At 71.4% G+C, this 24,676-nt stretch carries 25 protein-coding genes; 9 read left to right on the forward strand and 16 right to left on the reverse strand.

The genetic code is table 11. The features are described 5' to 3' along the window. Positions 1-23: 23 nt before the first annotated feature. Positions 24-590, reverse strand: a complete 567-nt coding sequence (locus tag ACFV6X_RS23050) for an acyl-CoA thioesterase (protein WP_385386276.1) — start codon at positions 588-590, stop codon at positions 24-26. Positions 591-709: 119 nt separating this feature from the next. Here ACFV6X_RS23050 and ACFV6X_RS23055 point away from each other — a divergent pair, with 119 nt between their 5' ends. After that, complete coding sequence (locus tag ACFV6X_RS23055) at positions 710-2,002, forward strand: LCP family protein (protein ID WP_385386277.1); 1,293 nt, start codon at positions 710-712, stop codon at positions 2,000-2,002. Next, complete coding sequence (locus ACFV6X_RS23060; protein WP_385386279.1) at positions 1,995-2,618, forward strand: HAD family hydrolase; 624 nt, start codon at positions 1,995-1,997, stop codon at positions 2,616-2,618. The genes ACFV6X_RS23055 and ACFV6X_RS23060 overlap by 8 nt, the downstream gene beginning before the upstream one ends. A 26-nt stretch (positions 2,619-2,644) precedes the next feature. On the opposite strand, the gene ACFV6X_RS23065 is transcribed toward ACFV6X_RS23060, so the two are convergent. Continuing rightward, entirely contained in the window at positions 2,645-2,995 is a 351-nt protein-coding gene (locus ACFV6X_RS23065) for a four-helix bundle copper-binding protein (RefSeq protein ID WP_385386280.1), read from the reverse strand. Between the two features lie 231 nt (positions 2,996-3,226). Further along, positions 3,227-4,384 carry an acyl-CoA dehydrogenase family protein gene (locus ACFV6X_RS23070; protein WP_385386282.1) on the reverse strand — a complete coding sequence of 386 codons (1,158 nt, stop codon included), beginning with the start codon at positions 4,382-4,384 and terminating at the stop codon, positions 3,227-3,229. Positions 4,385-4,568: 184 nt separating this feature from the next. Here ACFV6X_RS23070 and ACFV6X_RS23075 point away from each other — a divergent pair, with 184 nt between their 5' ends. Next, the gene (locus ACFV6X_RS23075; protein ID WP_385386284.1) at positions 4,569-5,912 is read left to right on the forward strand and encodes a UDP-glucose dehydrogenase family protein; all 1,344 of its coding nucleotides are present in this window, start codon (positions 4,569-4,571) and stop codon (positions 5,910-5,912) included. Between the two features lie 100 nt (positions 5,913-6,012). Here the strand turns inward: ACFV6X_RS23075 and ACFV6X_RS23080 are convergent, their stop codons facing one another. Beyond that, positions 6,013-6,519 (reverse strand): CGNR zinc finger domain-containing protein, encoded by a 507-nt coding sequence (locus ACFV6X_RS23080; protein WP_385386286.1) that lies wholly within the window; start codon positions 6,517-6,519, stop codon positions 6,013-6,015. Between the two features lie 82 nt (positions 6,520-6,601). On the opposite strand from ACFV6X_RS23080, the gene ACFV6X_RS23085 reads away from it, so the two are divergent. Both ACFV6X_RS23085 and ACFV6X_RS23090 read left to right on the forward strand, forming a co-directional pair. Continuing rightward, positions 6,602-6,961, forward strand: a complete 360-nt coding sequence (locus ACFV6X_RS23085; protein ID WP_385386288.1) for a VOC family protein — start codon at positions 6,602-6,604, stop codon at positions 6,959-6,961. 16 nt (positions 6,962-6,977) lie between these two features. Beyond that, complete coding sequence (locus tag ACFV6X_RS23090) at positions 6,978-7,370, forward strand: VOC family protein (RefSeq protein ID WP_385386290.1); 393 nt, start codon at positions 6,978-6,980, stop codon at positions 7,368-7,370. A 59-nt stretch (positions 7,371-7,429) separates the two neighbouring features. Here the strand turns inward: ACFV6X_RS23090 and ACFV6X_RS23095 are convergent, their stop codons facing one another. The 4 genes from ACFV6X_RS23095 to ACFV6X_RS23110 all read right to left on the reverse strand — a co-directional run bounded on the left by ACFV6X_RS23095 (position 7,430) and on the right by ACFV6X_RS23110 (position 11,648). Next, positions 7,430-8,551 (reverse strand): dipeptidase, encoded by a 1,122-nt coding sequence (locus ACFV6X_RS23095; protein ID WP_385386292.1) that lies wholly within the window; start codon positions 8,549-8,551, stop codon positions 7,430-7,432. A 181-nt stretch (positions 8,552-8,732) separates the two neighbouring features. Next, positions 8,733-9,911, reverse strand: coding sequence for a dipeptidase (locus tag ACFV6X_RS23100; protein WP_385386294.1), 1,179 nt, complete (start codon positions 9,909-9,911; stop codon positions 8,733-8,735). Between the two features lie 76 nt (positions 9,912-9,987). Beyond that, the gene (gene purE / locus ACFV6X_RS23105; protein ID WP_385386296.1) at positions 9,988-10,512 is read right to left on the reverse strand and encodes a 5-(carboxyamino)imidazole ribonucleotide mutase; all 525 of its coding nucleotides are present in this window, start codon (positions 10,510-10,512) and stop codon (positions 9,988-9,990) included. Continuing rightward, positions 10,509-11,648 (reverse strand): 5-(carboxyamino)imidazole ribonucleotide synthase, encoded by a 1,140-nt coding sequence (locus tag ACFV6X_RS23110; protein WP_385386298.1) that lies wholly within the window; start codon positions 11,646-11,648, stop codon positions 10,509-10,511. The genes purE and ACFV6X_RS23110 overlap by 4 nt, the downstream gene beginning before the upstream one ends. A gap of 140 nt (positions 11,649-11,788) precedes the next feature. Between ACFV6X_RS23110 and ACFV6X_RS23115 the strand changes: the two genes are divergently transcribed. After that, on the forward strand, positions 11,789-12,292 hold the full coding sequence (locus tag ACFV6X_RS23115; RefSeq protein WP_385386300.1) for a GtrA family protein: 504 nt from the start codon (positions 11,789-11,791) through the stop codon (positions 12,290-12,292). A gap of 29 nt (positions 12,293-12,321) precedes the next feature. Here ACFV6X_RS23115 and ACFV6X_RS23120 read toward each other — a convergent pair whose 3' ends face one another. Next, on the reverse strand, positions 12,322-13,590 hold the full coding sequence (locus ACFV6X_RS23120; RefSeq protein WP_385386302.1) for an ATP-binding protein: 1,269 nt from the start codon (positions 13,588-13,590) through the stop codon (positions 12,322-12,324). 54 nt (positions 13,591-13,644) lie between these two features. Then, entirely contained in the window at positions 13,645-14,322 is a 678-nt protein-coding gene (locus tag ACFV6X_RS23125) for a response regulator transcription factor (RefSeq protein ID WP_141311399.1), read from the reverse strand. A gap of 489 nt (positions 14,323-14,811) precedes the next feature. On the opposite strand from ACFV6X_RS23125, the gene ACFV6X_RS23130 reads away from it, so the two are divergent. Then, entirely contained in the window at positions 14,812-16,314 is a 1,503-nt protein-coding gene (locus ACFV6X_RS23130) for a peptide MFS transporter (protein WP_385386304.1), read from the forward strand. A gap of 58 nt (positions 16,315-16,372) precedes the next feature. Here ACFV6X_RS23130 and ACFV6X_RS23135 read toward each other — a convergent pair whose 3' ends face one another. The 6 genes from ACFV6X_RS23135 to ACFV6X_RS23160 form a co-directional block, all read right to left on the reverse strand. Next, positions 16,373-17,626 (reverse strand): hypothetical protein, encoded by a 1,254-nt coding sequence (locus ACFV6X_RS23135; protein WP_385386390.1) that lies wholly within the window; start codon positions 17,624-17,626, stop codon positions 16,373-16,375. 35 nt (positions 17,627-17,661) lie between these two features. Then, a complete protein-coding gene (locus tag ACFV6X_RS23140) occupies positions 17,662-18,711 on the reverse strand; it encodes a hypothetical protein (RefSeq protein WP_385386392.1) in 1,050 nt (349 codons plus the stop codon). A 2-nt stretch (positions 18,712-18,713) separates the two neighbouring features. Beyond that, positions 18,714-19,577 carry a hypothetical protein gene (locus ACFV6X_RS23145; protein WP_385386306.1) on the reverse strand — a complete coding sequence of 288 codons (864 nt, stop codon included), beginning with the start codon at positions 19,575-19,577 and terminating at the stop codon, positions 18,714-18,716. A gap of 203 nt (positions 19,578-19,780) precedes the next feature. Beyond that, positions 19,781-20,467, reverse strand: a complete 687-nt coding sequence (locus ACFV6X_RS23150; protein WP_385386394.1) for an LPXTG cell wall anchor domain-containing protein — start codon at positions 20,465-20,467, stop codon at positions 19,781-19,783. 119 nt (positions 20,468-20,586) lie between these two features. Next, on the reverse strand, positions 20,587-21,123 hold the full coding sequence (locus ACFV6X_RS23155) for an ATP-binding protein (RefSeq protein ID WP_385386307.1): 537 nt from the start codon (positions 21,121-21,123) through the stop codon (positions 20,587-20,589). 176 nt (positions 21,124-21,299) lie between these two features. Next, positions 21,300-21,683, reverse strand: coding sequence for an STAS domain-containing protein (locus ACFV6X_RS23160; RefSeq protein WP_365447275.1), 384 nt, complete (start codon positions 21,681-21,683; stop codon positions 21,300-21,302). 252 nt (positions 21,684-21,935) lie between these two features. Between ACFV6X_RS23160 and ACFV6X_RS23165 the strand changes: the two genes are divergently transcribed. Next, the gene (locus tag ACFV6X_RS23165; protein WP_365447273.1) at positions 21,936-22,874 is read left to right on the forward strand and encodes an RNA polymerase sigma factor SigF; all 939 of its coding nucleotides are present in this window, start codon (positions 21,936-21,938) and stop codon (positions 22,872-22,874) included. Positions 22,875-23,074: 200 nt separating this feature from the next. Further along, positions 23,075-24,676, forward strand: a complete 1,602-nt coding sequence (locus ACFV6X_RS23170; protein WP_385386310.1) for a ricin-type beta-trefoil lectin domain protein — start codon at positions 23,075-23,077, stop codon at positions 24,674-24,676.

Raw genomic sequence — 24,676 nt, forward strand, 5'->3', positions numbered from 1 at the left:
CCCCGCGGGCCCTGTGGCCCCCGTCAGTCCTCGATGCCGTCCGCCGCGCGCTTCGCACGCAGTTCCATGATGGCCCGGCGGCGGGCCAGACGGTGGGTGCGGCGGATCTGGGCCTCCTGGCAGCGGCGCTTGTCGCGCTCCGTCTCCGGCAGGACCGGCGGCACCCGGCGGGGCTTGCCGTCGGCGTCGACGGCGGCGAAGACGAGGTAGGCGGAGCCGACCTGGGTGGGCGGGGCGGACTCGTTCCAGCGCTCGGCGAGGACGCGGACGCCGACCTCCATCGACGTCCGGCCGGTCCAGTTGACCTGGGCCTTGACGTGGACGAGGTCGCCCACGCGGACCGGCTCCAGGAAGGCCATCTCGTCCATGGACGCGGTGACGGCGGGACCGCCGCTGTGCCGGCCGGCCACCGCGCCCGCCGCGTCGTCCACCAGTTTCATGATCACACCGCCGTGCACCGTACCCAGCAGGTTGGTGTCGCTGTTGGTCATGATGTGGCTGAGAGTGGTCCGGGAGGCGGAGGTGGGCTTACCCGGAATGTCCGGAGTGTCCTGGGTCTCCGGCTCCGGGGCGCTGGCCTGGTCTGTCATGGCCTCCACCTTATGCCGAGGTCGAGGGCGCGGATTTTGTGTCAGCTTGGCAACAGCACCGCTGTGATTTTCCGCCGAACCTTGTAAGGCACATGCCCCTGCCCTGCACACTGGGGCGCATGAATGACTGGCCCCAGGGATGGTCCGACGACAACCGCGACAACCGGTACGGACGCGGCAGTGCAGGCGCGCAGCCTGAGAGTGCCCGCGTGATGCGCCAGGTTCGGCGCGGCCCGGCGGCATCGCCCGGCGGCGGCCGGCCCGCACCGCCGTACGGAGTCCCGCAGCAGCCGTCGTACATCGACGGCCAGGGACACGACGGTTACGACAGCGGTTACAACACCGGCCAGGTCTACGGCAGTCCGGCCGGCCGGGGTCCCGGTGGACCCGGCGGGCCCGGCGACGGTTACGGCGGCGGTGCGCCGCGGCCCGCGCCGAACTGGCGGCGCCGCATCAAGGTGACATCCCTCACGCTGGTCACGGTGCTGGTCGTCACCCTGGTCGGCACGTACTTCTGGGCCGACTCCAAGCTCAACCGTGAGGTCGACCTCTCGAAGGTGATCGACCGGCCGGAGGCGGGCGAGGGCACGAACTACCTCATCGTCGGCTCCGACAGCCGTGAGGGCATGACCGACGAGCAGAAGAAGAACCTGCACACCGGGTCCGCCGAGGGCAAGCGCACGGACTCGATGATGCTCCTGCACACCGGCGGTGGCGCCCCGACGCTGATCTCGCTGCCGCGTGACTCGGACGTGGAGATCCCGACGTTCGTCGGCTCCGAGTCCGGCAAGACCTACCAGGGCACCGGCCGGCACGTGAAGCTGAACGCGGCGTACGCGGAGGACGGGCCCGAACTGCTGGTCCGTACCGTCGAGTTCAACACCGGACTGCACATCGACCACTACGTCGAGATCGGTTTCGCCGGTTTCGCGAACATCGTGGACGCGGTCGGCGGCGTCGAGATGGACATCCCGCAGGACATCAAGGACACCAAGTCCGGCGCGAACCTGAAGAAGGGCAAGCAGGTCCTCGACGGCCAGCAGGCCCTCGCCTTCGTCCGCACCCGCTACGCGCTGGCCGGCTCCGACCTGGACCGCACGAAGAACCAGCAGAAGTTCCTCTCCGCGCTCGCCGGCCAGGTGGCCACGCCGAGCACGGTCCTCAACCCCTTCAAGCTGTACCCGACCATGGGCGCCGGCCTGGACTCCCTCATCGTCGACAAGGACATGAGCCTGTTCGGCCTGGCCGACATGTTCTGGGCGATGAAGGGCGTCAGCGGCGGCGACGGCAAGTCGATGAACATGCCCCTCGCGGGCAGCTCCGGCGGCAACCTCCTGTGGGACAAGGACAAGGTCAAGACGCTGGTCGAGCAGCTGAAGAACGACGAGAAGGTCACGGTCTCGGGTGACTGACACCCGGGGCCCGCGGCCCTTCGACGCGGTGCTCTGCGATGTCGACAACGTGATCCGGTTCTACGACGCCTCCCGGGTGACCGCGCTGGAGCGCGCCGCCGGACTGGCCGAGGGCATCACGATGAAGGTGGCGTTCGCGCCGGAGACCGACCTGCCGCTGATGCTGGGCCGGATCGACATGCGGGAGTGGGTCGGGCAGATCGTGGCCGGCTTCGCCGGGCTCGCGCCGCAGCCGGTGGCCCACGACCTCGCCCGGGCGCTCGCCGAGGCGCCCTTCCACGCCGATGCGACGGTGGTGTCGCTGCTGCGCCGGGCACGGGCCCAGGTGCCGCTGGTCCTGGTCAGCAACGCCTCGGTGACCCTGGAGGCGGACCTGGACACGCTCGGGCTGTCCGATCTCGCCGACCACGTCGTCAGCAGCGCCCGCGTCCGGCTGGTCAAGCCGGACCCGCGGATCTACCGCATCGCCGCCGATCTGGCGGGCGTACCGCTCGACCGGTGCCTGTTCGTGGACGACAGCCTGGAGAACACGGAGGCGGCGGCCGCGCTCGGCATGACGCCCGTGCACTTCCGTGAACCGGCCGACCTCGAACGGGCCCTGGCGCCGCTGCTCTGAGCGGCGCCGGGGCCCGCCGTCGGGGCCTACGCCATCGCGCGGCACATGTCGGCGCAGCGGCGACAGGACTCGGCGCAGCGCATCATCTGCGGGTCGTCGGGCATGGACATACACGCCTCGGCGCACATGTCACAGGCCTTGGCGCACATCGCGCACATCTCGGCCGCCAGTGGTGAGCGGCGCATCATCATGTCGGCGCACATGCGGGTCATCTCGGAGCAGTCGATCAGTGCCCGCATGATCTGCATCTGGGCCTGACCGCCCTTCTGCATGCAGGAGCTCATGGTCTCCTCGCACACCGAGTGGCAGGACATGCACGCGTCGACGCAGTCCTGCATCGCCTTGCTCATCGTGGTCATGGTTCCGGGCTGAGTCATGGCTCCTCCTGGGGTGGGTGGGGGCGGGAGGGGTCCGTGGCCGGACCCCGTGCCCTTCCGTCGTACGCCTCCCGGCCACCGCGCGCCATCGGGCGGACGCCAACAATTCGCCACGAATGCGACGCCCGCAAAGCGCGATGAAAGGCCAGCAAAGCCACAAAAGCCCCCGGATTCGCTCCGGGGGCTCGTGTGCCGATACGCCGAACGACTGGCGTCGTGGCGGACCGGGGGCTACGGCAGGTTGCGCGCCATGACGATGCGCTGGACCTGGTTCGTGCCCTCGTAGATCTGGGTGATCTTGGCGTCGCGCATCATGCGCTCCACCGGGTAGTCACGGGTGTAGCCGTAGCCGCCGAGGAGCTGGACGGCGTCCGTGGTGACCTCCATGGCCACGTCGGAGGCGAAGCACTTGGCGGCGGCACCCTGGTAGGTGAGGTCGGCGTCGCCGCGCTCGGAGGCGGCGGCGGCCTGGTAGGTCAGGGCGCGGGCGGCCGAGATCTTCATGGCCATGTCGGCGAGCATGAACTGGATGCCCTGGAAGTCGGCGATCGGCTTGCCGAACTGCTTGCGCTCCTTGACGTAGCCCTTGGCGTAGTCGAGGGCGCCCTGGGCGATGCCGAGAGCCTGCGCGGCGATGGTGATACGGGTGTGGTCCAGGGTCTTCATCGCCGTCGCGAAGCCGGTTCCCTCGTCGCCGATCATGCGGTCGGCGGGGATCCGGACGTTGTCGAGGTAGACCTCGCGGGTCGGGGAGCCCTTGATGCCGAGCTTCTTCTCGGGGGCGCCGAACGAGACGCCCTCGTCCGACTTCTCGACGACGAAGGCCGAGATGCCCTTGGAGCGCTTCTCGGGGTCCGTCACGGCCATCACCGTGTAGTACTCGGAGACGCCGGCGTTGGTGATCCAGCGCTTCACGCCGTTCAGCACGTAGTGGTCGCCGTCACGGACCGCGCGCGTCTTCATGCCGGCCGCGTCGGAGCCCGCGTCAGGCTCGGAGAGGCAGTAGGAGAACATCCCGTCACCCTTGGCGAGCGGCGTCATGTACTTCTTCTTCAGCGCCTCGGAGCCGGACAGGATCACCGGCATGGAGCCCAGCTTGTTCACCGCGGGGATGAGGGAGGACGAGGCGCAGACCCGCGCCACCTCCTCGATGACGATCACGGTGGCGAGCGCGTCCGCGCCGGCGCCGCCGTACGACTCGGGTACGTGGACGGCGTGCAGGTCGCCGGCCACCAGCGCGTCCAGCGCCTCCTGCGGGAAGCGGGCGTCCTCGTCCACCGCGGCGGCGTACGGCGCGATCTTCGCCTCGGCCAGCGCGCGAACGGAGTCGCGGAGCATCTCGTGCTCCTCGGTCGGGCGGTACAGGTCGAAGTCAGCCGATCCGGCCAAGGTCTCTCACGCTCCAAGGAAGACGCTGTGATGCTGCTGGCGCTAATTACCGTTAAGTAACCCAAATTTTAGGGGTCCGCCCACGCCAGGGGTACGTGAGCTTGACGACAGCGGGAAAACTGCCCGTCGACACCGACAGCTATGCTCGGCCCCGCACTACCGACGCTACCCAGTGGAGTCCCCCATGGCCCTCAAGATCACCGTGATCGGTACCGGTTACCTCGGCGCCACCCACGCCGCGGCGATGGCCGAGCTCGGGTTCGAGGTGCTGGGGCTCGACGTGGTCCCCGAGAAGATCGAGACGCTCCGCCGGGGCGAGGTCCCGATGTACGAGCCCGGCCTCGAGGAACTGCTGCGCAAGCACGTCGCCGGGATCGAGGGGTCCAGCGGACGGCTGCGGTTCACCACAGATTACGCCGAGGTGGCGGCCTTCGGCGACGTCCACTTCGTCTGCGTGAACACCCCGCAGAAGCACGGCGAGTACGCCTGCGACATGAGCTACGTCGACTCCGCCTTCGCCTCCCTCGCGCCGCATCTGACCGGTCCCGCCCTGGTCGTGGGCAAGTCGACCGTGCCCGTGGGCTCCGCCGACCGCCTCGCCGCCTACCTCGCCGAGCACGCGCCGGCCGGCGCGGACGCCGAGCTGGCCTGGAACCCGGAGTTCCTGCGCGAGGGCTTCGCCGTCGAGGACACGCTGCACCCGGACCGGATCGTGGTCGGCGTGCGCAGCGACCGGGCCGAGAAGCTGCTGCGCGAGGTGTACACGACGCCGGTCGCCGGGGGTTCGCCGTTCGTGGTGACCGACTTCCCGACCGCCGAGCTGGTGAAGACCTCCGCGAACTCCTTCCTCGCCACCAAGATCTCCTTCATCAACGCGATGGCGGAGGTGTGCGAGGCCGCGGGCGGCGACGTGCTGAAGCTGGCGGAGGCGATCGGTTACGACGACCGGATCGGAAGGAAGTTCCTGCGGGCCGGGATCGGATTCGGCGGCGGCTGCCTGCCGAAGGACATCCGGGCGTTCATGGCGCGCGCCGGTGAGCTGGGGGCCGACCAGGCGCTGACCTTCCTGCGCGAGATCGACTCCATCAACATGCGCCGGCGCGGGCAGATGGTCGAGATGGCGCGGGAGGCGCTCGGCGGCGGCTCCTTCCTGGGCAAGCGGGTGGCCGTGCTCGGCGCCGCGTTCAAGCCCGACTCCGACGACGTCCGTGACTCGCCCGCGCTGAACGTCGCCGGGCAGATCCACCTCCAGGGCGGCCAGGTCACGGTGTACGACCCGAAGGGCATGGCCAACGCCCGGCGGCTCTTCCCGACGCTGGGGTACGCCGACTCGGCGCAGGCGGCGGTGCAGGGTGCCGACGTGGTGCTGCACCTGACCGAGTGGCGCGAGTTCCGCGAGCTGGACCCGGCCGCGCTGGGCGAGTCCGTGAAGTCCCGCGTCATCCTGGACGGCCGCAACGCCCTCGACCCGGAGCTGTGGCGGCGGGCGGACTGGACGTACCGCGCGATGGGCCGGCCGACGGCCTGAGCGCGCCGCGCGAGCCGGGACCGAACGGCGACGCCGGTTCGGCCGAGGCTCAGTCGGCCGAACCGGCGTCTTCACGCATTCTGCACCACGGGCCCTTCACTCAGGCGCCCTTCGCCCGGTACCGCCGCATCTTCGCGCGCGCCCCGCACACCGACATGGAGCACCAGCGACCCCGGCCGGCCGGGCTGCGGTCGTAGTACGCCCAGTGGCAGTCGGGCAGCTCACAGGCCTTCAGCCGCTGCCAGGTGCCCTCGGTCAGCGCCTGTGCCACGGCCGCCGCCACTCGCGAGAGCAGCGGTTTTCCGTCGACCGGCGCGAGGCGCGCCGAGCCGTCCCGCTCGTCGACCGCGACGTACAGCGGCGCCCGTGCCAGCAGTGCGCCCAGCGGCGTCACCGCGCGGTGCGGCGGGTGCCCGGCGTGCGCGAGGCAGGCGGCGCGCAGCGACTCGCGCAGCTCGCGTACGTCCGGCAGGTCCCGCTCGCCGATCCCGAACGGGGCCCGGCCCTCGGCCGAGTCGAGGGCGTCGCCGCCCGACTCCAGGTCGACCGTGTTGACCAGGGCCTCCACCAGGGCGAGGCCGCCGGGCGCGGGCAATCTCGCAGTCATGCTTGCGACGTTACCGCCATTGCGGGAGCATGAGGTAACCGTTACCGGTTGGACCCATCTGCAGGTAACCCGAGGAGTGGTCATGGCTCTCGCACAGCTCGGCGTCGTCGTCCTGGACTGTCCCGACCCCCGCGCACTGGCCGGCTTCTACGCCGAACTGCTCGGCGGCACCGTCGAGGGCGACGCGGAGTGGATGGACCTGAAGGTGCCGGGAGGGCAGCAACTGGCCTTCCAGGCCGCGCCCGGGTTCACGGCTCCGAAGTGGCCGTCCGCCGAGGACTCCCAGCAGTTCCATCTGGACCTCACGGTCGAGGACCTGGACGCGGCCGAGGCGGGCGTGCTGGCGCTGGGCGCCCGGGTGCTGGACGCCGAGGACCGCTCACGCACGTGGCGTGTGTACGCGGACCCGGCGGGGCACCCGTTCTGCCTCTGTGCCTGCTGAGCCGGAAGGCAACCCCATGGAACCCGGGATCCGTTTCCGTTTCGTCGTCCTCGACTGTCCCGACCCGCGCGCGCTCGCCCGCTTCTACGCCGGGGTCCTGGGCGGCACCCCGCAGGAGGTGGACGGCGAGTGGGTCGTCCTGCGTGTCCCCGGCGGCCCGGGGCTGGCCTTTCAGCGCGTGGACGGCTACACGCCGCCGGAGTGGCCGCGCGCGGACCGCAATCCGCAGCAGTTCCACATCGACCTCGACGCCGGGTCGACCTGGGAAGAGGTGGACGCGGCCGAGAAGCGGGTGCTGGAGCTGGGCGCACGGGTGCTGGACGCGGAGGACTACGAGACCAAGGACTTCCGGGTCTACGCCGACCCGGCGGGGCACCCGTTCTGCCTCTGCCGGATCGAGCACACCTGACACCCGGAGCCTGTCCATGGCGAGCGCCCCTGACATCGGCAGTCCTTTCTCGTGTCCGCTCAGGCGTCCAGATCCGCGATCCGTGCGGTCGACGGCGCGCGTCGCTCCTGGGCCGCGCGGGCGGTGAAGTCGGCCGTGCGCAGTACCCTCTGGAGATTTCCCCAGGTCAGCAGGGCCAGGTCGGTCTCCGGCCAACCGCGTCGCAGCAGCTCGGCGACGAGGTGCGGGTAGCAGGAGGCGTCGGTCAGCTCCTGCGGATGGGCGCAGCCGGCGTCGTAGGTGCCGGACAGACCCACGCTGCCGGGCCCGGCGACGGCGCGGACATGGTCGAGGTGGTCGGCGACGTCCCGGATGGTCGGCCCGGTCTGCTCCGCCGTCAGCGGCACCAGGCACAGGCCCTTCGCCCTGCCCAGCGCGGTGAGCAGTTCGTCGGGGAGATTGGCGGGGTGGGGGCGCAGGGCGCGGGCACCGGAGCGGGTGCACAGGACGGGGGACTTGGAGGCGGCGAGGACGCGTCCCATGGTCCGCTCGGAGGCGCCGGAGAGGTCGACGAGCACACCGAGGCGGTTCATCTCGCGCACGACTTCCTCGCCGAACCGGGTCAGCCCCGCCTCGCTCGCCCAGGAGGTGCCGGTGAGGGTGACGATGCGCAGGCCGAGGGCGTGCAGGACGCGCAGCAGACTCACGGAGTCGTCCAGCGCGGCGGCGGTGGCCGGGCCGAGCAGCACGGCGGTGCGCCCGCAGTTGCGGGCGTCGATGACCTGCCCGGCGGTGCGCGCCAGGCGCAGTCCCTCGGGGTGGTTACCGATCACCGTGCGGACCAGGTCCAGCTGCTCCAGCGTCGCGGCGACGGCCCGGTCGGCGGCGAGGCCCTCGGGCAGGTGCAGCGAGCAGAGCAGCGCGCCGACATGGCCCTGCCGCATCCGCGGGACGTCGGTGTCGACGGCGATCTCGCCGAGCTCCAGGTCGTACCAGGGCAGATGGCGCAGCGCCCACGGCAGCCCGCTGTAGCCGTCGGCGACGGGGTGGGCGGCGAGCAGGGCGTGCGCCCGGCCCAGCAGGTCGGCGTCCGGCTCGTCCGTCGCGGGGTACGGATCCGGCGGGAACGAGGGGTCCAGGGACAGGGCGTCGAGCTCGCCGACCTCAGCTGTGGTGTGCAGGTCGTTCTGGAGATCGGCCATGGCTGGCTCCGTACGTGCGCGGGCGATCGCTGTACGGCCACCGTCGCACGGGCCACCGGAGGGCTCCTGGTGGGCGCGGCGTTCGGGCTAGCCGCGGCGGGGCCCCGGCCAGACCGACTCCGGCCCCGCCGGGACCGGGCCTCAGCCCCGGGCGCGCACCACCGCACCCGCGCCCTCGCGTTCAGCCGTCCAGCGCTTCGATCGTCGCGTTGGACGGGCCGCGGGTGGACTGGAGGTCGCGGGCCACGTCCTCCGCCGCGCCCAGTACCCGTACCGCGTTCCGCCAGGTCAGCTTGGCCAGGTCGGACCTGGACCAGCCGCGGTCCAGGAGTTCCGCGACGAGGTTCGGATAGCCGGAGACGTCGTCCAGGCCCTCGGGGGTGAAAGCGGTGCCGTCGTAGTCGCCGCCGATGCCCAGGTGGTCGACGCCGGCCACCTCCCGCATGTGGTCCAGATGGTCGGCGACGGTCGCCACGGTCGCGACCGGGCGCGGATTGCGCTCCTCGAAGGCCCGGTGCACCCGCATCGCCTCGGCAGTGGTGTCGAGGTGGTGGAAACCGTGCGCGCGCATGTTCTCGTCCGCGGCGGCCGTCCAGTCGACGGCCGCCTGAAGCACGAACTTCGGCACGAACGTCACCATCGCGATGCCCCCGTTGGCGGGCAGCCGCTCCAGGACGTCGTCGGGGATGTTGCGCGGGTGGTCGCAGACGGCACGGGCGGAGGAGTGCGAGAAGATCACCGGCGCGGCGGTGGTCTCCAGCGCGTCCCGCATGGTCGTCGCGGCCACGTGCGAGAGGTCGACCAGCATGCCCTCGCGGTTCATCTCCCGCACCACCTCACGGCCGAAGGCCGACAGGCCGCCGACGCCGGGCTCGTCGGTCGCGGAGTCCGCCCAGGCCACGTTGTCGTTGTGGGTGAGGGTCAGATAGCGGACGCCGAGCGCGTACAACGACCGCAGTGTCGCGAGGGAGTTGGCGATGGAGTGACCGCCCTCGGCACCCATGAGGGAGGCGATACGGCCCTCCGCGCGCGCCGCCTCCATGTCACCGGCCGTCAGGGCGGGCGCGAGCACCTTCGGGTACCGGACGAGCAACTGCCGTACGCAGTCGATCTGTTCCAGCGTCGCGGGCACCGCGTCGGGCAGGTCCGAGCGGACGTACACCGACCAGAACTGCGCCCCGACCCCGCCCTCGCGCAGCCGCGGCAGGTCGGTGTGGAGGTGGGCGCCCTGGGGAGCGGCGATGTCCCGGGCGTCGAGGTCGTATCGGACCTGCTCACGCAGCGCCCAGGGCAGGTCGTTGTGCCCGTCGGCCACCGGGAACTCGCGCAGCAGTTCCCGTGCCTGGTTCAGTGCGGTCATGGCCGCCCCCCTGTCTGTCGCCATAGTTGCCGAAACGTCCTTCGCCCTCGGTCGCCGAGCGTCAATTGCCGAAGCCTCAGTTGCCGAATCCGAAGCCGCCGCCAGCGCCGTCGACCTTGGCGCGCAGCCGCTTGCCCTTCTCGGTGGCCTGGACGTTCAGCTCCTGCTGGAAGTCCTTCATCCGGACGAGGAGGTCCTCGTCGTGGGCGGCGAGGATCCGGGCCGCGAGCAGTCCGGCGTTGCGGGCCCCGGCGACCGAGACCGTGGCGACCGGCACACCGGCCGGCATCTGCACGATGGACAGGAGACTGTCCATGCCGTCCAGGTACTTCAGCGGCACCGGGACACCGATCACCGGCAGCGGGGTCACGGACGCGAGCATGCCGGGCAGATGGGCGGCGCCGCCCGCACCTGCGATGATCACCTTGAGTCCCCGGTCCGCGGCCTGCTCGCCGTACGTGACCATCTCGCGCGGCATCCGGTGCGCGGAGACGACGTCGACCTCGTAGGCGATCTCGAACTCGTCGAGCGCCTTGGCGGCGGCCTCCATGACGGGCCAGTCGGAGTCCGACCCCATGACGATGCCAACAACGGGGCTCATTCGGTGATCGTGCCTCTCAGGTAGCCGGCAGCGTGACGGGCGCGCTCCAGCACGTCGTCGAGGTCGTCGCCGTAGGTGTTGACGTGACCGACCTTGCGGCCGGGCTTCACGTCCTTGCCGTACATGTGGATCTTCAGTTCGGGGTCGCGGGCCATGCAGTGCAGGTACGCGGAGTACATGTCGGGGTAGTCGCCGCCGAGGACGTTGACCATGACCGTCCACTTCGCGCGCGGGCGCGGATCGCCGAGCGGGAGGTCGAGGACGGCCCGGAGGTGGTTGGCGAACTGGGAGGTGATGGCGCCGTCCATCGACCAGTGGCCGGAGTTGTGCGGTCGCATCGCCAGTTCGTTGACGAGGATCCGCCCGTCGCGGGTCTGGAACAGCTCGACGGCGAGGTGGCCGACGACGCCGAGCTCCTTGGCGATGGTCAGCGCCATCTCCTCGGCGCGCAGGGCGAGGGCCTCGTCGAGGTCGGGGGCGGGCGCGATCACCGTGTCGCAGACGCCGCCCACCTGCTGGGACTCGACCACCGGGTAGGCGACGGCCTGGCCGTGCGGGGAGCGGACGACGTTTGCCGCGAGTTCCCGTACGAAGTCGACCTTCTCCTCGGCGAGGACGGGGACGCCGGCGCGGAAGGGTTCGGCGGCCTCCTCGACGGAGCCCACGACCCACACGCCCTTGCCGTCGTAGCCGCCGCGGACGGTCTTGAGGACGACGGGGAAGCCCTCGCCCTCGGCCGCGAACGCGGCCACGTCCTGCGGGTCGCTCACGAGGCGGTGCCGCGGACACGGCACGCCGATCGCGTCGAGCCTCGCCCGCATCACACCCTTGTCCTGGGCGTGCTGGAGCGCCTCGGGGCCGGGGCGCACGGGGATGCCGTCCGCCTCAAGGGCCCGTAGGTGCTCGGTGGGCACGTGCTCATGATCGAACGTGATCACGTCGCACCCGCGTGCGAAGGCGCGCAGCGTGTCGAGGTCGCGATAGTCGCCGACCACGACATCGCCGACCACCTGCGCCGCGGAATCCTGCGGGGTGTCACTGAGGAGCTTGAACCTGATGCCCAACGGGATGCCCGCTTCGTGCGTCATACGCGCGAGCTGGCCCCCGCCGACCATGCCGACTACCGGGAACGTCACGCCCCCAGGGTATCCGCCACGCAAGGTCGGCCGGTTTCCGCCTCTTCGGCGGGCGTGAGGACATACACAGGCGATCACGGGAAGGCGGTGGTTAGCATGGCGGAGTTGACGAAACCGACCGACTGGGGGCCTGTACGACCATGGGACGTGGTTCCGCAGGGCTGCGCAGGCTCGTACGGGAGGTCGCGAGGTTCGGGGCGGTGGGTGGCGCGGGCCTCCTCGTCAACCTCCTCGTGTTCAACCTGGTACGGCATGTGACCGACCTCCAGGTGGTGCGCGCCAGTGTGATCGCGACGGTGGTGGCGATCGCCTTCAACTACCTGGGCTTTCGCTACTTCACCTACCGCGACCGCGACAAGGGCGGCCGTACGAAGGAACTGACGCTGTTCCTGCTCTTCAGCGGGGTCGGCCTGGTGATCGAGAACGGTCTGCTGTACGCGGCGACGTACGGCTTCGGCTGGGACAGCCCGCTGCAGAGCAACATCTTCAAGTTCGTCGGCATCGGCGTCGCGACGCTCTTCCGGTTCTGGTCCTACCGCTCCTGGGTGTTCCGGGCGCTGCCCGCCCAGGAGGCCGTGGCCGACGCGGAATCGTTCCTGGAGACCGCCGGGCCGGTGCGGCCGACGCAGCGGGCCCGGGTGTGACCCGGGGCCGTAGGCCCCCGGCGCCCGCCTCAGCGAACCGTCCGCTCCTCGTCCGACGCCTTCGTCACCGGCGTACGCGACAGGAACAGCCCGAAGACCGGCGGCTGGGCCTGCAGCATCTCCAGGCGGCCCCCGTCGGCCTCCGCGAGGTCACGGGCGACGGCCAGGCCGATACCGGTGGAGTTGCGGCCGCTGATCGCGCGCTCGAAGATGCGGGCGCCCAGGTCGGCCGGGACGCCGGTGCCCTCGTCGGTGACCTCGATGACCGCCTGGTTGCCGGTGACGCGGGTGCGCAGGGCGACCGTGCCGCCACCGTGCATCAGGGAGTTCTCGATCAGGGCCGCCAGCACCTGCGCGACCGCGCCCGGCGTGCCCACCGCCTCCAGGTGCCGCTTGCCGGAGCTGACGATCGCGCGGCCCACGTTGCGGTAGGCCGGGCGCCACTCGGCGAGCTGCTGCTGGATCACCTCGTCGAGGTCGAAGGTGACCGCCGAGCCGGTGCGCGGGTCGCGGCTGTTGGTGAGCAACCGCTCGACGACGTCCGTGAGGCGCTCCACCTGCGTGAGCGCGATGGTCGCCTCCTCCTTCACGGTGGTCGGGTCGTCGGTGAGGGTGATCTCCTCCAGCCGCATGGACAGCGCGGTGAGCGGGGTGCGCAGCTGGTGGGAGGCGTCGGCGGCGAGGCGGCGCTCGGCGGTGAGCATCCGGGCGATGCGTTCGGCGGAGGCGTCCAGGACGTCGGCGACGCGGTCCAGCTCCGGGACGCCGTACCGCTTGCGGCGGGGGCGGGGGTCGCCGGAGCCGAGGCGCTCGGCGGTCTCCGCGAGGTCGGTGAGCGGTGAGGCGAGGCGGTTGGCCTGCCGCAGGGCGAGCAGCACCGCGGCGATGACGGCCAGCAGCGCCACCGCGCCGATCATCAGCAGCGTACGGCCGACCTCCTGGGTCACCGCGGAGCGCGGCTCCTGGACGGTGACCGTCTCGCCCTCCTCGCCCTGCCGGGTCGACTCGATCACGTCACCGGACGGCTTCTGGCCGATCTCGATCGGCGGCTGACCGGGGATGTGCACCACGGCGTACCGGTCGTCGCCGACCTGGTCGACGAGGATCTCGGAGGTGATCTGCTCGTGGCCGAGGATCCGGCTGTCGACGATGCCGGTCAGCCGCACCGCCTCGGACTCGACCCGCTCCTGGGCGCTGGCGCTGATCGTGCGGGTCTCCACCACGACGAGGGAGACGCCGAAGACGGCGATCACGACGAGCACCACGGCGAGCGTGGACTGGATCAGTCGGCGGCGCATGTCCCTCTTACCCGTGTGTTACCCGCGGCTTACCCCGGGAGGCCCGGCGCGGGGCTAGCTCTTCTCGAAGCGGAAGCCCACGCCGCGTACGGTCGCGATGTAGCGGGGGTTCGCCGCGTCGTCGCCCAGCTTCTTGCGCAGCCAGGAGATGTGCATGTCGAGGGTCTTGGTGGACGACCACCAGGTGGTGTCCCACACCTCGCGCATCAGCTGGTCGCGGGTGACGACCCGGCCGGCGTCCCGCACAAGGACCCGCAGCAGGTCGAACTCCTTGGCGGTGAGCTGGAGCTCCTCGTCACCCATCCAGGCGCGGTGCGACTCGACGTCGATCCGCACCCCGTGCGTGGCGGGCGGCTGCTGGGGCTCGGCGGCACCGCGCCGCAGCAGGGCCCGGACCCGGGCGAGCAGCTCGGCGAGGCGAAAGGGCTTGGTGACGTAGTCGTCGGCGCCTGCGTCGAGACCGACGACCGTGTCCACCTCGTCGGCGCGTGCCGTGAGGATCAGGATGGGCACGGTGTGGCCTTCGGCACGCAGTCGACGGGCCACCTCCAGGCCGTCCATGCCGGGCAGCCCGAGGTCCAGCACGACCAGGTCGACGCCGCCCTGGATGCCCGCGTCGAGCGCGGTGGGTCCGTCCTCACGCACCTCGACCTCGTAACCCTCCCGGCGCAGTGCGCGCGCCAGCGGCTCCGAGATGGACGCGTCGTCCTCGGCGAGCAGTACACGGGTCATGAGCTGATGGTAGTCCGCCCGTGGCCTGGGCCGGGGCGCGATGACGAGGCCGGGATTCTTACCCGGCCGTGCTTTGGTACGAACCTGGGTCTGTAGCGTGGAATCAGGCAGAGACCTTGGAAAGGGCGGGTGCGGTTCCCGCGACACCTGTGATCCGCGTCTCAAGTCCTTCCATTTCCGGCAGTGTCCTGTCGTATGGTGATTGGACGCCTGTAGCACCGCGGGGACCTTTGGCGGACGTCATGTCGCCAAGGGTCACTTTTGTGTGCGGGCCGGCCGGTGGCCGGCCACGAAAGGAAAGACCTGTGGCCGGGCCGCGCGCGCAGAGAGGCACGCGAGGCGTGGATCCCGGTGGGCGTCGTCCACCGCTCCGTGATCCGGGGCGGACTCCCCGTGGGCGTGGGGTGGACGACCGATCCGCCGGTGCCGGCCGTCCCCCACCGGGCGCGCATCGCTCTATGAGCGCGTCCCGACCAGCAAGGATCGACCATGGCGTCCAGCCTGACGAAGGACTCGGCCTCCCCGGGCACCGAGAAGACCTTCTTCGGCCACCCCCGCGGTATGGCCACGCTTTTCATGACGGAGATGTGGGAGCGCTTCTCCTGGTACGGAATGCGCGGCATCCTCGTTCTCTACCTGATCGCGGGCGTCCTCGACGGCCCCCTGGCGGGCCGGGAAGCCCTCGCCGCCTCGATCTACGGCGTGTACAACGCGGTCGTGTACATGGCCGCCATGCCCGGTGGCTGGGTCGCGGACCGGCTCTGGGGTGCCCGTAAGGCCGTACTGGTGGGCGGCATCGTCATCGCCCTCGGCCACTTCACGCTGGCGATCCCCGCGGACGCAGCCTTCTTCTGCGGTCTGGGTCTGATCGCGATCGGCACCGGGCTGCTCAAGCCGAACATCTCCGCGATGGTCGGTGGCCTCTACGAGGGCCAGCCCAGCGCCCGCCGCGACGCCGGTTTCACGCTCTTCTACATGGCGATCAACATCGGCGGCATGGCTGCCCCGCTGGTCGTCGGCTACCTCGGCGAGAACGTCAACTGGCACCTCGGCTTCGGTGTCGCCGGTGTCGGCATGACCCTCGCCGTCATCCAGTACGTCCTCGGCGGCCGCCACCTGGGTGACATCGGCAAGCACCCCGGCACCCCGGCCTCGCCGGAGGAGAAGCGGTCCGCGCTGCGCAAGGTCGCGCTGTGGAGCGGTGTCGCCGTCGCCGCACTGGTCCTGGACATCGCGCTGGGGACGTACGACATAGAGCACATCGTCAACGTGCTCGCGGTCCTCGGCATCGTGATCCCGGTCATCTACTTCGTGACGATGTACCGGAACCCCGCCCTGACCAGCCAGGACAAGCCCAAGATCCAGGCCTTCGCCTGGTTCTTCGCCACCGCCGTGCTGTTCTGGATGATCTACGACCAGTCCGGTTCGCTGCTGACGATCTTCGCGGACGGCAAGACGGACCGCACGATCGGCGGCTGGGAGTTCCCGGCGTCCTGGTACCAGTCCGTGAACCCGGCCATGGTCATCGTGCTCGCCCCGGTCTTCGCCGCCCTCTGGGTGAAGCTGGCCAAGCGCGACCGTGAGCCCAGCACGCCCATGAAGTTCGCCCTGGCGATGCTGCTCATCGGTGGCTCGTTCGGCATCATGGGCCTGGCCGGCGCCGCCGCCGCGAACAGCGACACGGGCAAGGTCACCGTCTTCTGGCTGCTGAGCGTCTACCTGGTGCAGACCCTCGGCGAGATGTGCCTGTCGCCGGTGGGGCTGTCCCTGTCGACGAAGCTGGCGCCGAAGCAGTTCGTGGGCCAGATCATGGGTCTGTGGTTCCTGGCGACCGCGACGGGCAACGCCCTCAACGGCTGGACCACCAAGCTCAACGCGCCGCTGGGCGACGCGGTCTACTACACGATGTGGGCGATCATCGCCGTCGCGGCCGGACTGGCCTTCATGACGGCCGGCCGCAAGATCCGCTCCCTGATGGGCGACGTGAAGTAGCCGTACGTGCCCCAAGGGCCACCGCATCCTCCTCGGATGTGGTGGCCCTTGGCGTTTCTCAGGGCTTGCGGGGCAGGAACGTGAACACCGCGCCGCCCAGCAGGACCGCCGTGCCGGCGACCAGGGCGAGGGCCTTGAGGGTGGCGTTGTCGCCGGCGCCCGTCTCGGCGAGGCCGCCGCCGGAGGACGAACCGCCCGCGGACGAACCGCCCGACGAAGAACCTCCCGAGGACGAGCCGCCCGCGGCGCCGCCCGGCTGCTGGGTGGTGTCCAGGGTGAGCGAGACCTCGGTCTTCGCCGGGGTGCACGTCGTGGTCGTGCCCAGGGCCTCGACCGTCAGCACACCCGGCGACAGCGTCGACTCACCGCTCGCCCCCGGCTTGTAGGTCCCGGTCAGATCGGGGATCTCGATCGGGTCGCCCGCCTTGATCGCCTCGGTGTTGGTGGGCCCCTCGACATGGACCGTGCCCGTGTCGGCACCGCCGAGCACCACCTCCATCGACGGCTTGACCGAGTCCTTCGGGATCTCGGCCGGGCTGTCCATCACCGACTTCTTGAACTGCACGGTGAGATCGAAGCTCCCGCCGTTCCTGCGGGCGTCGATCTGCACCGGCGAGGTGGCCTCCTTGTCACCGATGGGCGTCTTGCACTCGTAGGGGACCTGGATTTCCTTGCCGGTGAAGTCGGTCTGCCCGCTCGACGTGGGCGCGGGGCTTCCGGAGGGCGCGGGGCTGCCCGTCGGCGAGGGTGACGGCGATCCGCTGTCCGTGGGGCTCGGCGTCGGGCTGCCCGTCCCCGAGCCGCCGTCGGCCGGCGTCACATCGATGGTGGCCGCCGCCTGCACGGCCTCCTGCGGGGCGCACTTCGTGTCCGTCGACATGGCGTTGATGGCGTACGCGCCGGGCGTGAGCGTCACCGCGCCGGGCGCCGTCAGCTTCAGCGTGCCCTTCATGGCGGACAGCGCCATGGCGCCTCCCTTGGGAATCGGCGGGTTCTCCCGCGGCCCCCGCATCGCGATGTCCGCGACCTGGGAGCCGGCCGCCTTCAGGGTGCCGCTCGGCTGCACCGAGTTCGCCGGCAGGTCGACGAGGTCGGGGTTCCTGGAGGCCGCCTGCACGAACGTCCAGACCACCTCCACCTCGTCCCCCACCTTCGCCGTCGCCGGAGCGGCGACCGCCACCGTCGTGGTGCCCTGCACGGGCGGCAGTCCGGAGATGGGCGGCGGGATGCACTCGGTCCGGTACGACACCTCGGCAGCCTGAGCGGGCACCGCGGCCACGCCGAGCAGCACCCCGGCACCGCCCACCAGCATCGCCAGGGCGGCCGGTGTGACTCTCCTTCGCGTTCTCACGTGGGTCCCTTTCTGAGCGGAGTCGTACGACTCGGCGGACTGTCGTCGTGCCGTGCGGAGAGCCGACCGGCCGTGCCCGGATCCGCGTCCGGGGTGAACCACGGCAGGGTCGAGTTCGAGGAGGGCTGCGGTCGTCGACGGGCACTCGCATACGGCAGCCGCATGGAGAGCCGGCGGTGCCGTACACCGCCCGGCCGGCGCGGCCGTACCCGGTCCACCACGGCCATCCCGGCGCGGAACACCGCCGCCGGCACCACAAGGCAGACCAGGACCCAGAAGAGCGTCACGCCCCAGGGCCGGCCCACGGCCCAGGGCTGCTCGGCGAGGACCTTCCCGCCGTACTTCAGGGAGACGGTGTAGTCGCCGTGCGCCCCGGCCGCCAGTTCGGCCGGCAGCCGGATCTGCGCCTTCCGGCCCGGTGCGATCGTGCCGCGCCACTGCCGTTCCTCCCATGCGGGCGCGAACACGCCGTGCGAGGTGCCGACCTGGAAGACGGGGTCGGTGACGGCGGAGGTGCCGACATTGCCGACGGTGAGGACGAGGGTGCGGGCGGGCGGTGCGCCGAACCAGGTCAGCAGGCCGCTGGAGCCGTCGAGCCGGGTGTCGTCGAGCACCGACAGGCGCCCGCCCTCCGGTTCCGCGGGCAGCGGTTCGACGGTGTGCCCGGCCACCTGCAAGATCGCGTCGGCCTGTGCCTCGGGGCCGGTGACGGTGGCGACGTGCACGACACACGGGCACGGCACGGGCGGCTCGGCGACCGGCAGTTCCTTGCGGAACCGGCCCTCGGTGTCGGTGGTGACGGACCGTCCGTCCGCGTTGGCGCAGGAGTTGGTGCCCCCGATGACGCCCCGGGACGGCACGGACTGCCCGCAGATCAGGATCATCAGCAGCGTCCGCTTCCGCCACCCGCCGCCGGTCACGGTGACCGAACCCCCGGTCCCCGCCTGGGACGTGGACAGCTTCACGTCCGGCCCGTCGGCGGCGACGGCGGCAGGCGGGGGCACGAGCAGCAGCAGCGCCGCGAACGCCGGGACCAGGGACCGCATCCTCACCTCACCACTCCCGTCAACTCGGCTGGTTCACATACGCGTTCGGACGCAGGCGCGGGGTCGGGTGCCGTACGGCGCCTGCGCCGCAGGACCACCGTCAGCGCCGCCCCGCCGAGGGCCAGGGCGGCGCCGCCCGCCGCCACCCCGCCCCACGGCACGAACCTCGCCGAGGTCCGCGCGGTGTCCCGCGCCCCGCCCGCCGCGGTCACCGTCAGCCGTACGTCGACCGCGTCCAGCACGGGCCGGCCGGGCCAGGGTTCGCCGAGGTGCAGACGGCGGCCCGGGGGGAGTTCGACGGGCAGGGTGCGCGGCGCGCGGTCGAGGAGCGTGCCGAAGACGCCGTCGGCGTGCACGGAGAGGGTGGGTACGAGGTCGGTGGTGCCGCGGTTGACGAGGTCGTACGTGATGCGGTCACCGCGTACGGCGACCCGCTCGACGGTGAGCGCGGACAGCGCGGGCCCGCCGATCCGGAGCAGCAGGGGGACGGACCCCGACCCGCCGTCGCCGCCCCGTGCGGTGATCGTCCCTGTGCGGTCACCGGGCGCGGCCCCCTCGGGCACGGTCACGGTGAACGGGACGTCGGCGCGGGTGCGGGCGGGCACGCGTACCTCGGCGTCGGCGAAGGTGACCGGCACGCCGGTTCCGGTCAGCCGGACGGTGACCGGGTGCCGTGTGCGGTTGGTCACGGCGACCGTGTCCCGCAGCGCCGAGCCGGGCGCGCCCTCCGCGTAGATGAAGGGACGGCCGTCACCGGCGGGCGCGACGGACCAGCCCTCGCCCGCCGCGGTCGCTGCCGGGGCGGCACACAGCAGCGCGAGGAGCGAGAGGCAGACGGCGTGCACGGCACGGGTGGGACACGACATCGGCGGCTCCAGAGGTCGTACTCCGGGATGGTCGGCGGTGTACCGCCCGGTTCCGGTGACTCGGCGCGGCGTACGCGTACCGCGGGGTTCCGGCGGCTCAGCGGCGTACGCGTACCGCGAGGTCCGGCGGCTCAGCGGCGTACGCGTACCGCGGGGTTCCGGCGGCTCAGCGGCGTACACGTGCCGCCTTGGGTTCCGGCGGCTCAGCGGCGTACGCGTGCCGCCTGGTTCCGTCGCGTCAGCCACAGCGCGCCCGCCGCGCCCGCCAGCAGCACCGTTCCGCCGAGCGTGCCGAGGGCGATCGCGGAGTCCTGGGGGCCGGTCTGCGGGAGTTGCGCGCCTGAGTCGCCGCCGCCCTGCTGGGGCGCTCCCCCCTCGGCCGACGCGGTGACGTCGAGCGTGAGGGACGGCCCGGGGTCGTTGCCCGGGGTGCAGGTGGTCGTCGTACCCAGGGCCTTGATGGTGAGGGTCCCCGCCGTGAAGGTGACCTTGCCGGTCTTCTTCGGGGTGTAGGTGCCCGACAGGTCGCTGATCTTGATGGGGGTGTCGGCGGGGATCGCGGCCTGGTTGGCGGGGCCGGTCACGGTCAGCGTGCCGCTGTCGGCGCCGCCCAGCGCGACGGTGGCGCTCGGGTTCATCGCGCCCTTGCCGAGTTCGACCGGGCTGGAGGAGACGCCCTTCTGCCAGGACATGGTGATCCGGTAGCCGGATCCGCTCCTGACGCCCTTGATGTCGATGGGCGAGACCGCGCTCTTGTCGCCGATCGGCGTCTTGCACTGGTAGTTGACGTCGACGACCTCGGCGTGGGCCGCCGGGGCGGCGAGCAGCACCGCGGAGCCGGCCAGGGCGGCGGCGGACGCGAGCGCCGCGGTTCGTTTCCGGTACGACACAGTGGACATCGTCGCCCCCTCATTTCCTGACGGCGCATCAGATCGGGCCGTCAAGGTACGCCCGGGGAGATGAGGAGGGAAGACGTGATGCGTGTCGGAAGTGTGGGGATGCGAAACGCCTACGCGGGCGCTCCCAGCTCCGCCCACACTCTCTTGCCGGCGACACCGGGGGCCCGTACGACACCCCAGTCCAGACAGAGGCGCTGCACGATGAACATCCCGTGCCCGCCCGGTCGTCCGGCCCGGTGCGGCGTCCGCGGCGCGGGCTGCCCCGTCCCGCGGTCGGAGACCTCGATCCGGATCACCTTGTTGTCGCAGGTGATGAACATCTCGTCCGGCCCCTCCGCGTGCAGGCACGCGTTGGTGACCAGCTCGGAGACGACGAGCAACACGTCCTCCGCTGCCGCCCGCTGATCCGCGGTCGCGGCCGGCAGCCAGCCCCACGCGTACAGCGCCTGACGGGCGAAGTCACGGGCCAGCGGCACGACGCCGCTCTCGCCGTCGAACCTCAGCCTGCGTACCTGACCTGCCCCCGGCGACACGGTCGCGCCCCCTGCGGACGCCCCGGTCCCTGGCACGCCCCCCTCGGACGCCCCGGAAGCGCCGCTGGGCTCCGGGCCGCGGTCGCCCGGCGGGTAGGGCCGGGTGGTGCTCATCAGCGCTTCACCTCACCGATTCACCAGTTCACGATTCAAGAGTTCAGTTACGAATAGGTCGGTGCTCAGTACTCACTGTCCGCACGCTCGATCACGATTGCCGCCGACATGTTCAGGATGTCTCCTGCCCGACCGATCCGGGGGAACACCCCCTACTTCGGGACGACCCAGGACGCTCAGTCGGCATCGCCCTCGCCGGACAGGGCCGCCTCGACCGTGTCGTGCACGGTGAAGACCGCGTCCGCTCCCGTGATCTCGAACACACGAGCCACCACGGGCTGCATGCCCGCCAGGTGCACTCCGCCCCCGGCGTCCTCCGCCTTGAGGCGGGCGCCGAGCAGCACGTTCAACCCCGTGGAGTCGCAGAACTCCAGCCGCGAACAGTCGACGACCAGACGACTGAAACCCTTGGCGAGGCATGCGTCCAGTGGTTCGCGCAACAGATCGGCGGTGTGGTGATCGAGCTCACCCGCCGGCGTCACGACGGCACTGGAGCCCTCCTCCCGCACCTCCACCAGAAGCCGGCCCGACTGCGCACTGCCGACCGTCCCGTGGTCCATGCCGTCTCTCTCTCCCGAGGTCGTGGCTGCTGACTGTCGCCCTCGAACACTACGCCTTCCCTACGTGCTTCGACAGCCGAACATCCGCCCAGAAACGGACATATGCCCACAGAACGCACTTGCGAAGGGTTCGGGAAAGCGGGTAGGGCTAGTAGAGACACGTAAACCAACACGGCCGGCTTTGGAGGCGCCGCACACCGCAGTGCACGTAATGGCTTCGGCAGCCTTATGCCGAGAACGATGGAGGACATCATGTCACCCCGGCTCGACGCATCGCATACCCGGACGGCGACGTCGACACCCACTTCGGAACATCTGGATCCCATCGCGCAGGACAGCGAGACGTTCGCCGTCCATGAGGACGCCCCCGGCGTCCAGGACGACGTACTGGCCGGACTTCCGGAGATCCCCCCGTACGACGAGGTCGGTCCCGTCGATGCGCGGGCCCTGTCCAAGACCCTCTTCGAGCGGCTCGAATCGCTCGAGGAAGGCACGCACGAGTACTCCTACGTGCGCAACACGCTCGTCGAACTCAACCTCGCGCTGGTCAAGTTCGCCGCCTCCCGGTTCCGCTCCCGCAGCGAGCCGATGGAGGACATCATCCAGGTCGGCACCATCGGCCTGATCAAGGCGATCGACCGCTTCGAACTCAGCCGTGGCGTCGAGTTCCCCACCTTCGCCATGCCAACCATCATCGGTGAGATCAAGCGCTTCTTCCGTGACACCTCGTGGTCCGTGCGCGTTCCGCGCCGGCTGCAGGAGCTCCGGCTCGACCTGGCCAAGGCCGGCGACGAGCTGGCCCAGCAGCTCGACCGCGCGCCCACGGTGGCGGAACTGGCGGAGCGGCTCGGGCTGTCGCACGACGAGGTCGTCGAGGGCATGGCCGCCTCGAACGCCTACACCGCCTCCTCGCTGGACGCGCAGCCCGAGGAGGACGACAGCGAGGGCGCCCTCGCGGACCGCATCGGGTACGAGGACCACGGGATCGAGGGCATCGAGTACGTCGAGTCCCTCAGGCCGCTGATCGCGGAACTCCCGCACCGGGACCGGAAGATCCTGTCCCTCCGCTTCGTCGCCAACATGACCCAGTCCGAGATCGGCGAGGAACTGGGCATCTCGCAGATGCACGTGTCGCGGCTGCTGTCCCGGACGCTGGGACGGCTGCGCAAGGGGCTGACGGTCGAGGAGTGACGCCGGCCCACCCACAGGCTTCCCGTCCGGCGCCCTCAGGCGCCGGACGCGCCGTTTCGGCCCCGCCGGGCCGGCCGCTTCATTACCCTCGGTAACCCCTTTCCCCACAAGCCTCCCTCCACCACTATGGTCAACCTCCAAACTGGCCGGTACGTCAGCGACTTGGCCGGGCTCCGGCGGGGACGCGAGGAGGTGGGTGGATGGCTCGGCCCGAGGGGACCGACAACGACGCGGCGGACGGCGGGCATTCCGGCGCGTCCGACGCACGGCTGACCGAACTGCTGCGCGCCGACAGCGCCGACGCCTACCCGGCGCTCCAGGAACTGCGCGCCCGTCACCAGGCGTCGGTCCTCACCTATGCCCGGCTGTGCACGACCGGGGACTCGGCGGCCCGTCAGCTGGCGGCGCAGGCGTTCACGCTGGCGGCCCGCAAGACGGCACGCGGCACCGACCCGGCCGCCCCGTGGCGGCACCAGCTCCTGCTGCTGACCGGACGGGTGGCCGCGACCTGGGCCGAGGGCGACCGCTCGGCGGCGCTCGACGCGGGGCTGCTGCTGGTCCTCAACACGGCCGGACCGAACGGGCCCCTCCCGCCCATGCTCGCCGCCTACCGGACGTTGCCCGACCGCTCCCGCGGCCTGATCTGGTACGGCCTCGTGGAGCAGGAGAGCGCCGAGCGGACCGCCGTACTGCTGGGCATCAACCCCGAGGACGTGACGTACGGCATCGAGCCCGCGCTGGGCGCGCTCGGCCGGTCCCTGCTGCGATCGCGGCTGGCCGCCTCCGACGACCCGAACTGCCAGGACTTCCGGCGGCTGATCGAGGAGTCGGTGCGGCCGCAGTCGCCCCGGCACAGTCCCGACCTGGCCGCCCACATGGCGCACTGCGCGCACTGCACCACCGCCTACGAGGAGCTGACCGCCCTGCGCGACGCGCCGCGCACCGCGCTGGCGGAGGGGCTGATGCCGTGGGCCGGCGCGGCCTACGCGGCGCGGATCGGCGGCGAACCGGGCGCCGGGTACGCGGCGCGGCTCACCGGCGCGCCGGGCACGGGCGGCCGTGGCGCGCGGGAGCGGGCCTGGCCGCCGTCCCGCCGGGTGGCGCTCGCCTCGGCGGGGCTGGGTGTGGCCCTCGCGCCGCTGCTGTTCTTCCTGCTGTCCCCGGGCGACTCCCCCACCGGGAACGCCGCGAACCGGATCGGCGCCACGCCGCCGCCCGCGGTGACGGTGACCGCGACCGTGCCGGCGCCCCCCGCTTCCCCCTCGCCCTCGGCCTCGGCCTCGAAGTCCGCCAAGCCCCCCTCCCCGACGACGAGTCCGTCCCCGTCGCGCACGACCCACCCACCCAAGCCGTCCACACCCCCGCCACCGCCTCCGCCGACGTACCCGCCGGGCAGCGCCTACGCGCAGGTCGTGAACGTCGCCTCGGGGCTGTGCCTGGACATCCGGGACGGCGACCTGGACAAGGGCGTGGACGTGATCACGGCTCCCTGTACGCAGGCCGCCACCCAGCGCTGGCGGGTCGACAGCGGGCGCGGGGTGCTCCAGTCGGCCGCCGACCAGGACTTCTGCCTGGACAGCCGGGGCTCGACGGACCGGGGCGTGGGCATCTGGACCTGCTCCTCCGTGGAAGGCAGGAACGCGCGCAACCTCACGTTCGTCGTGGACGACGCCGGGCTGGTCCGGCCCGCCGTCGACGGGGGGACGGCGATGACGCCGGACGGCGAGGGCGGGCTGGAGTTCCGGTCGCTGGACGACGCGAACGGGGACCCGGACCAGCGGTGGCGGGCGGGGGCGGCCTGA

This window comes from Streptomyces sp. NPDC059861 (genome assembly GCF_042731435.1).
Lineage (GTDB): Bacteria > Actinomycetota > Actinomycetes > Streptomycetales > Streptomycetaceae > Streptomyces.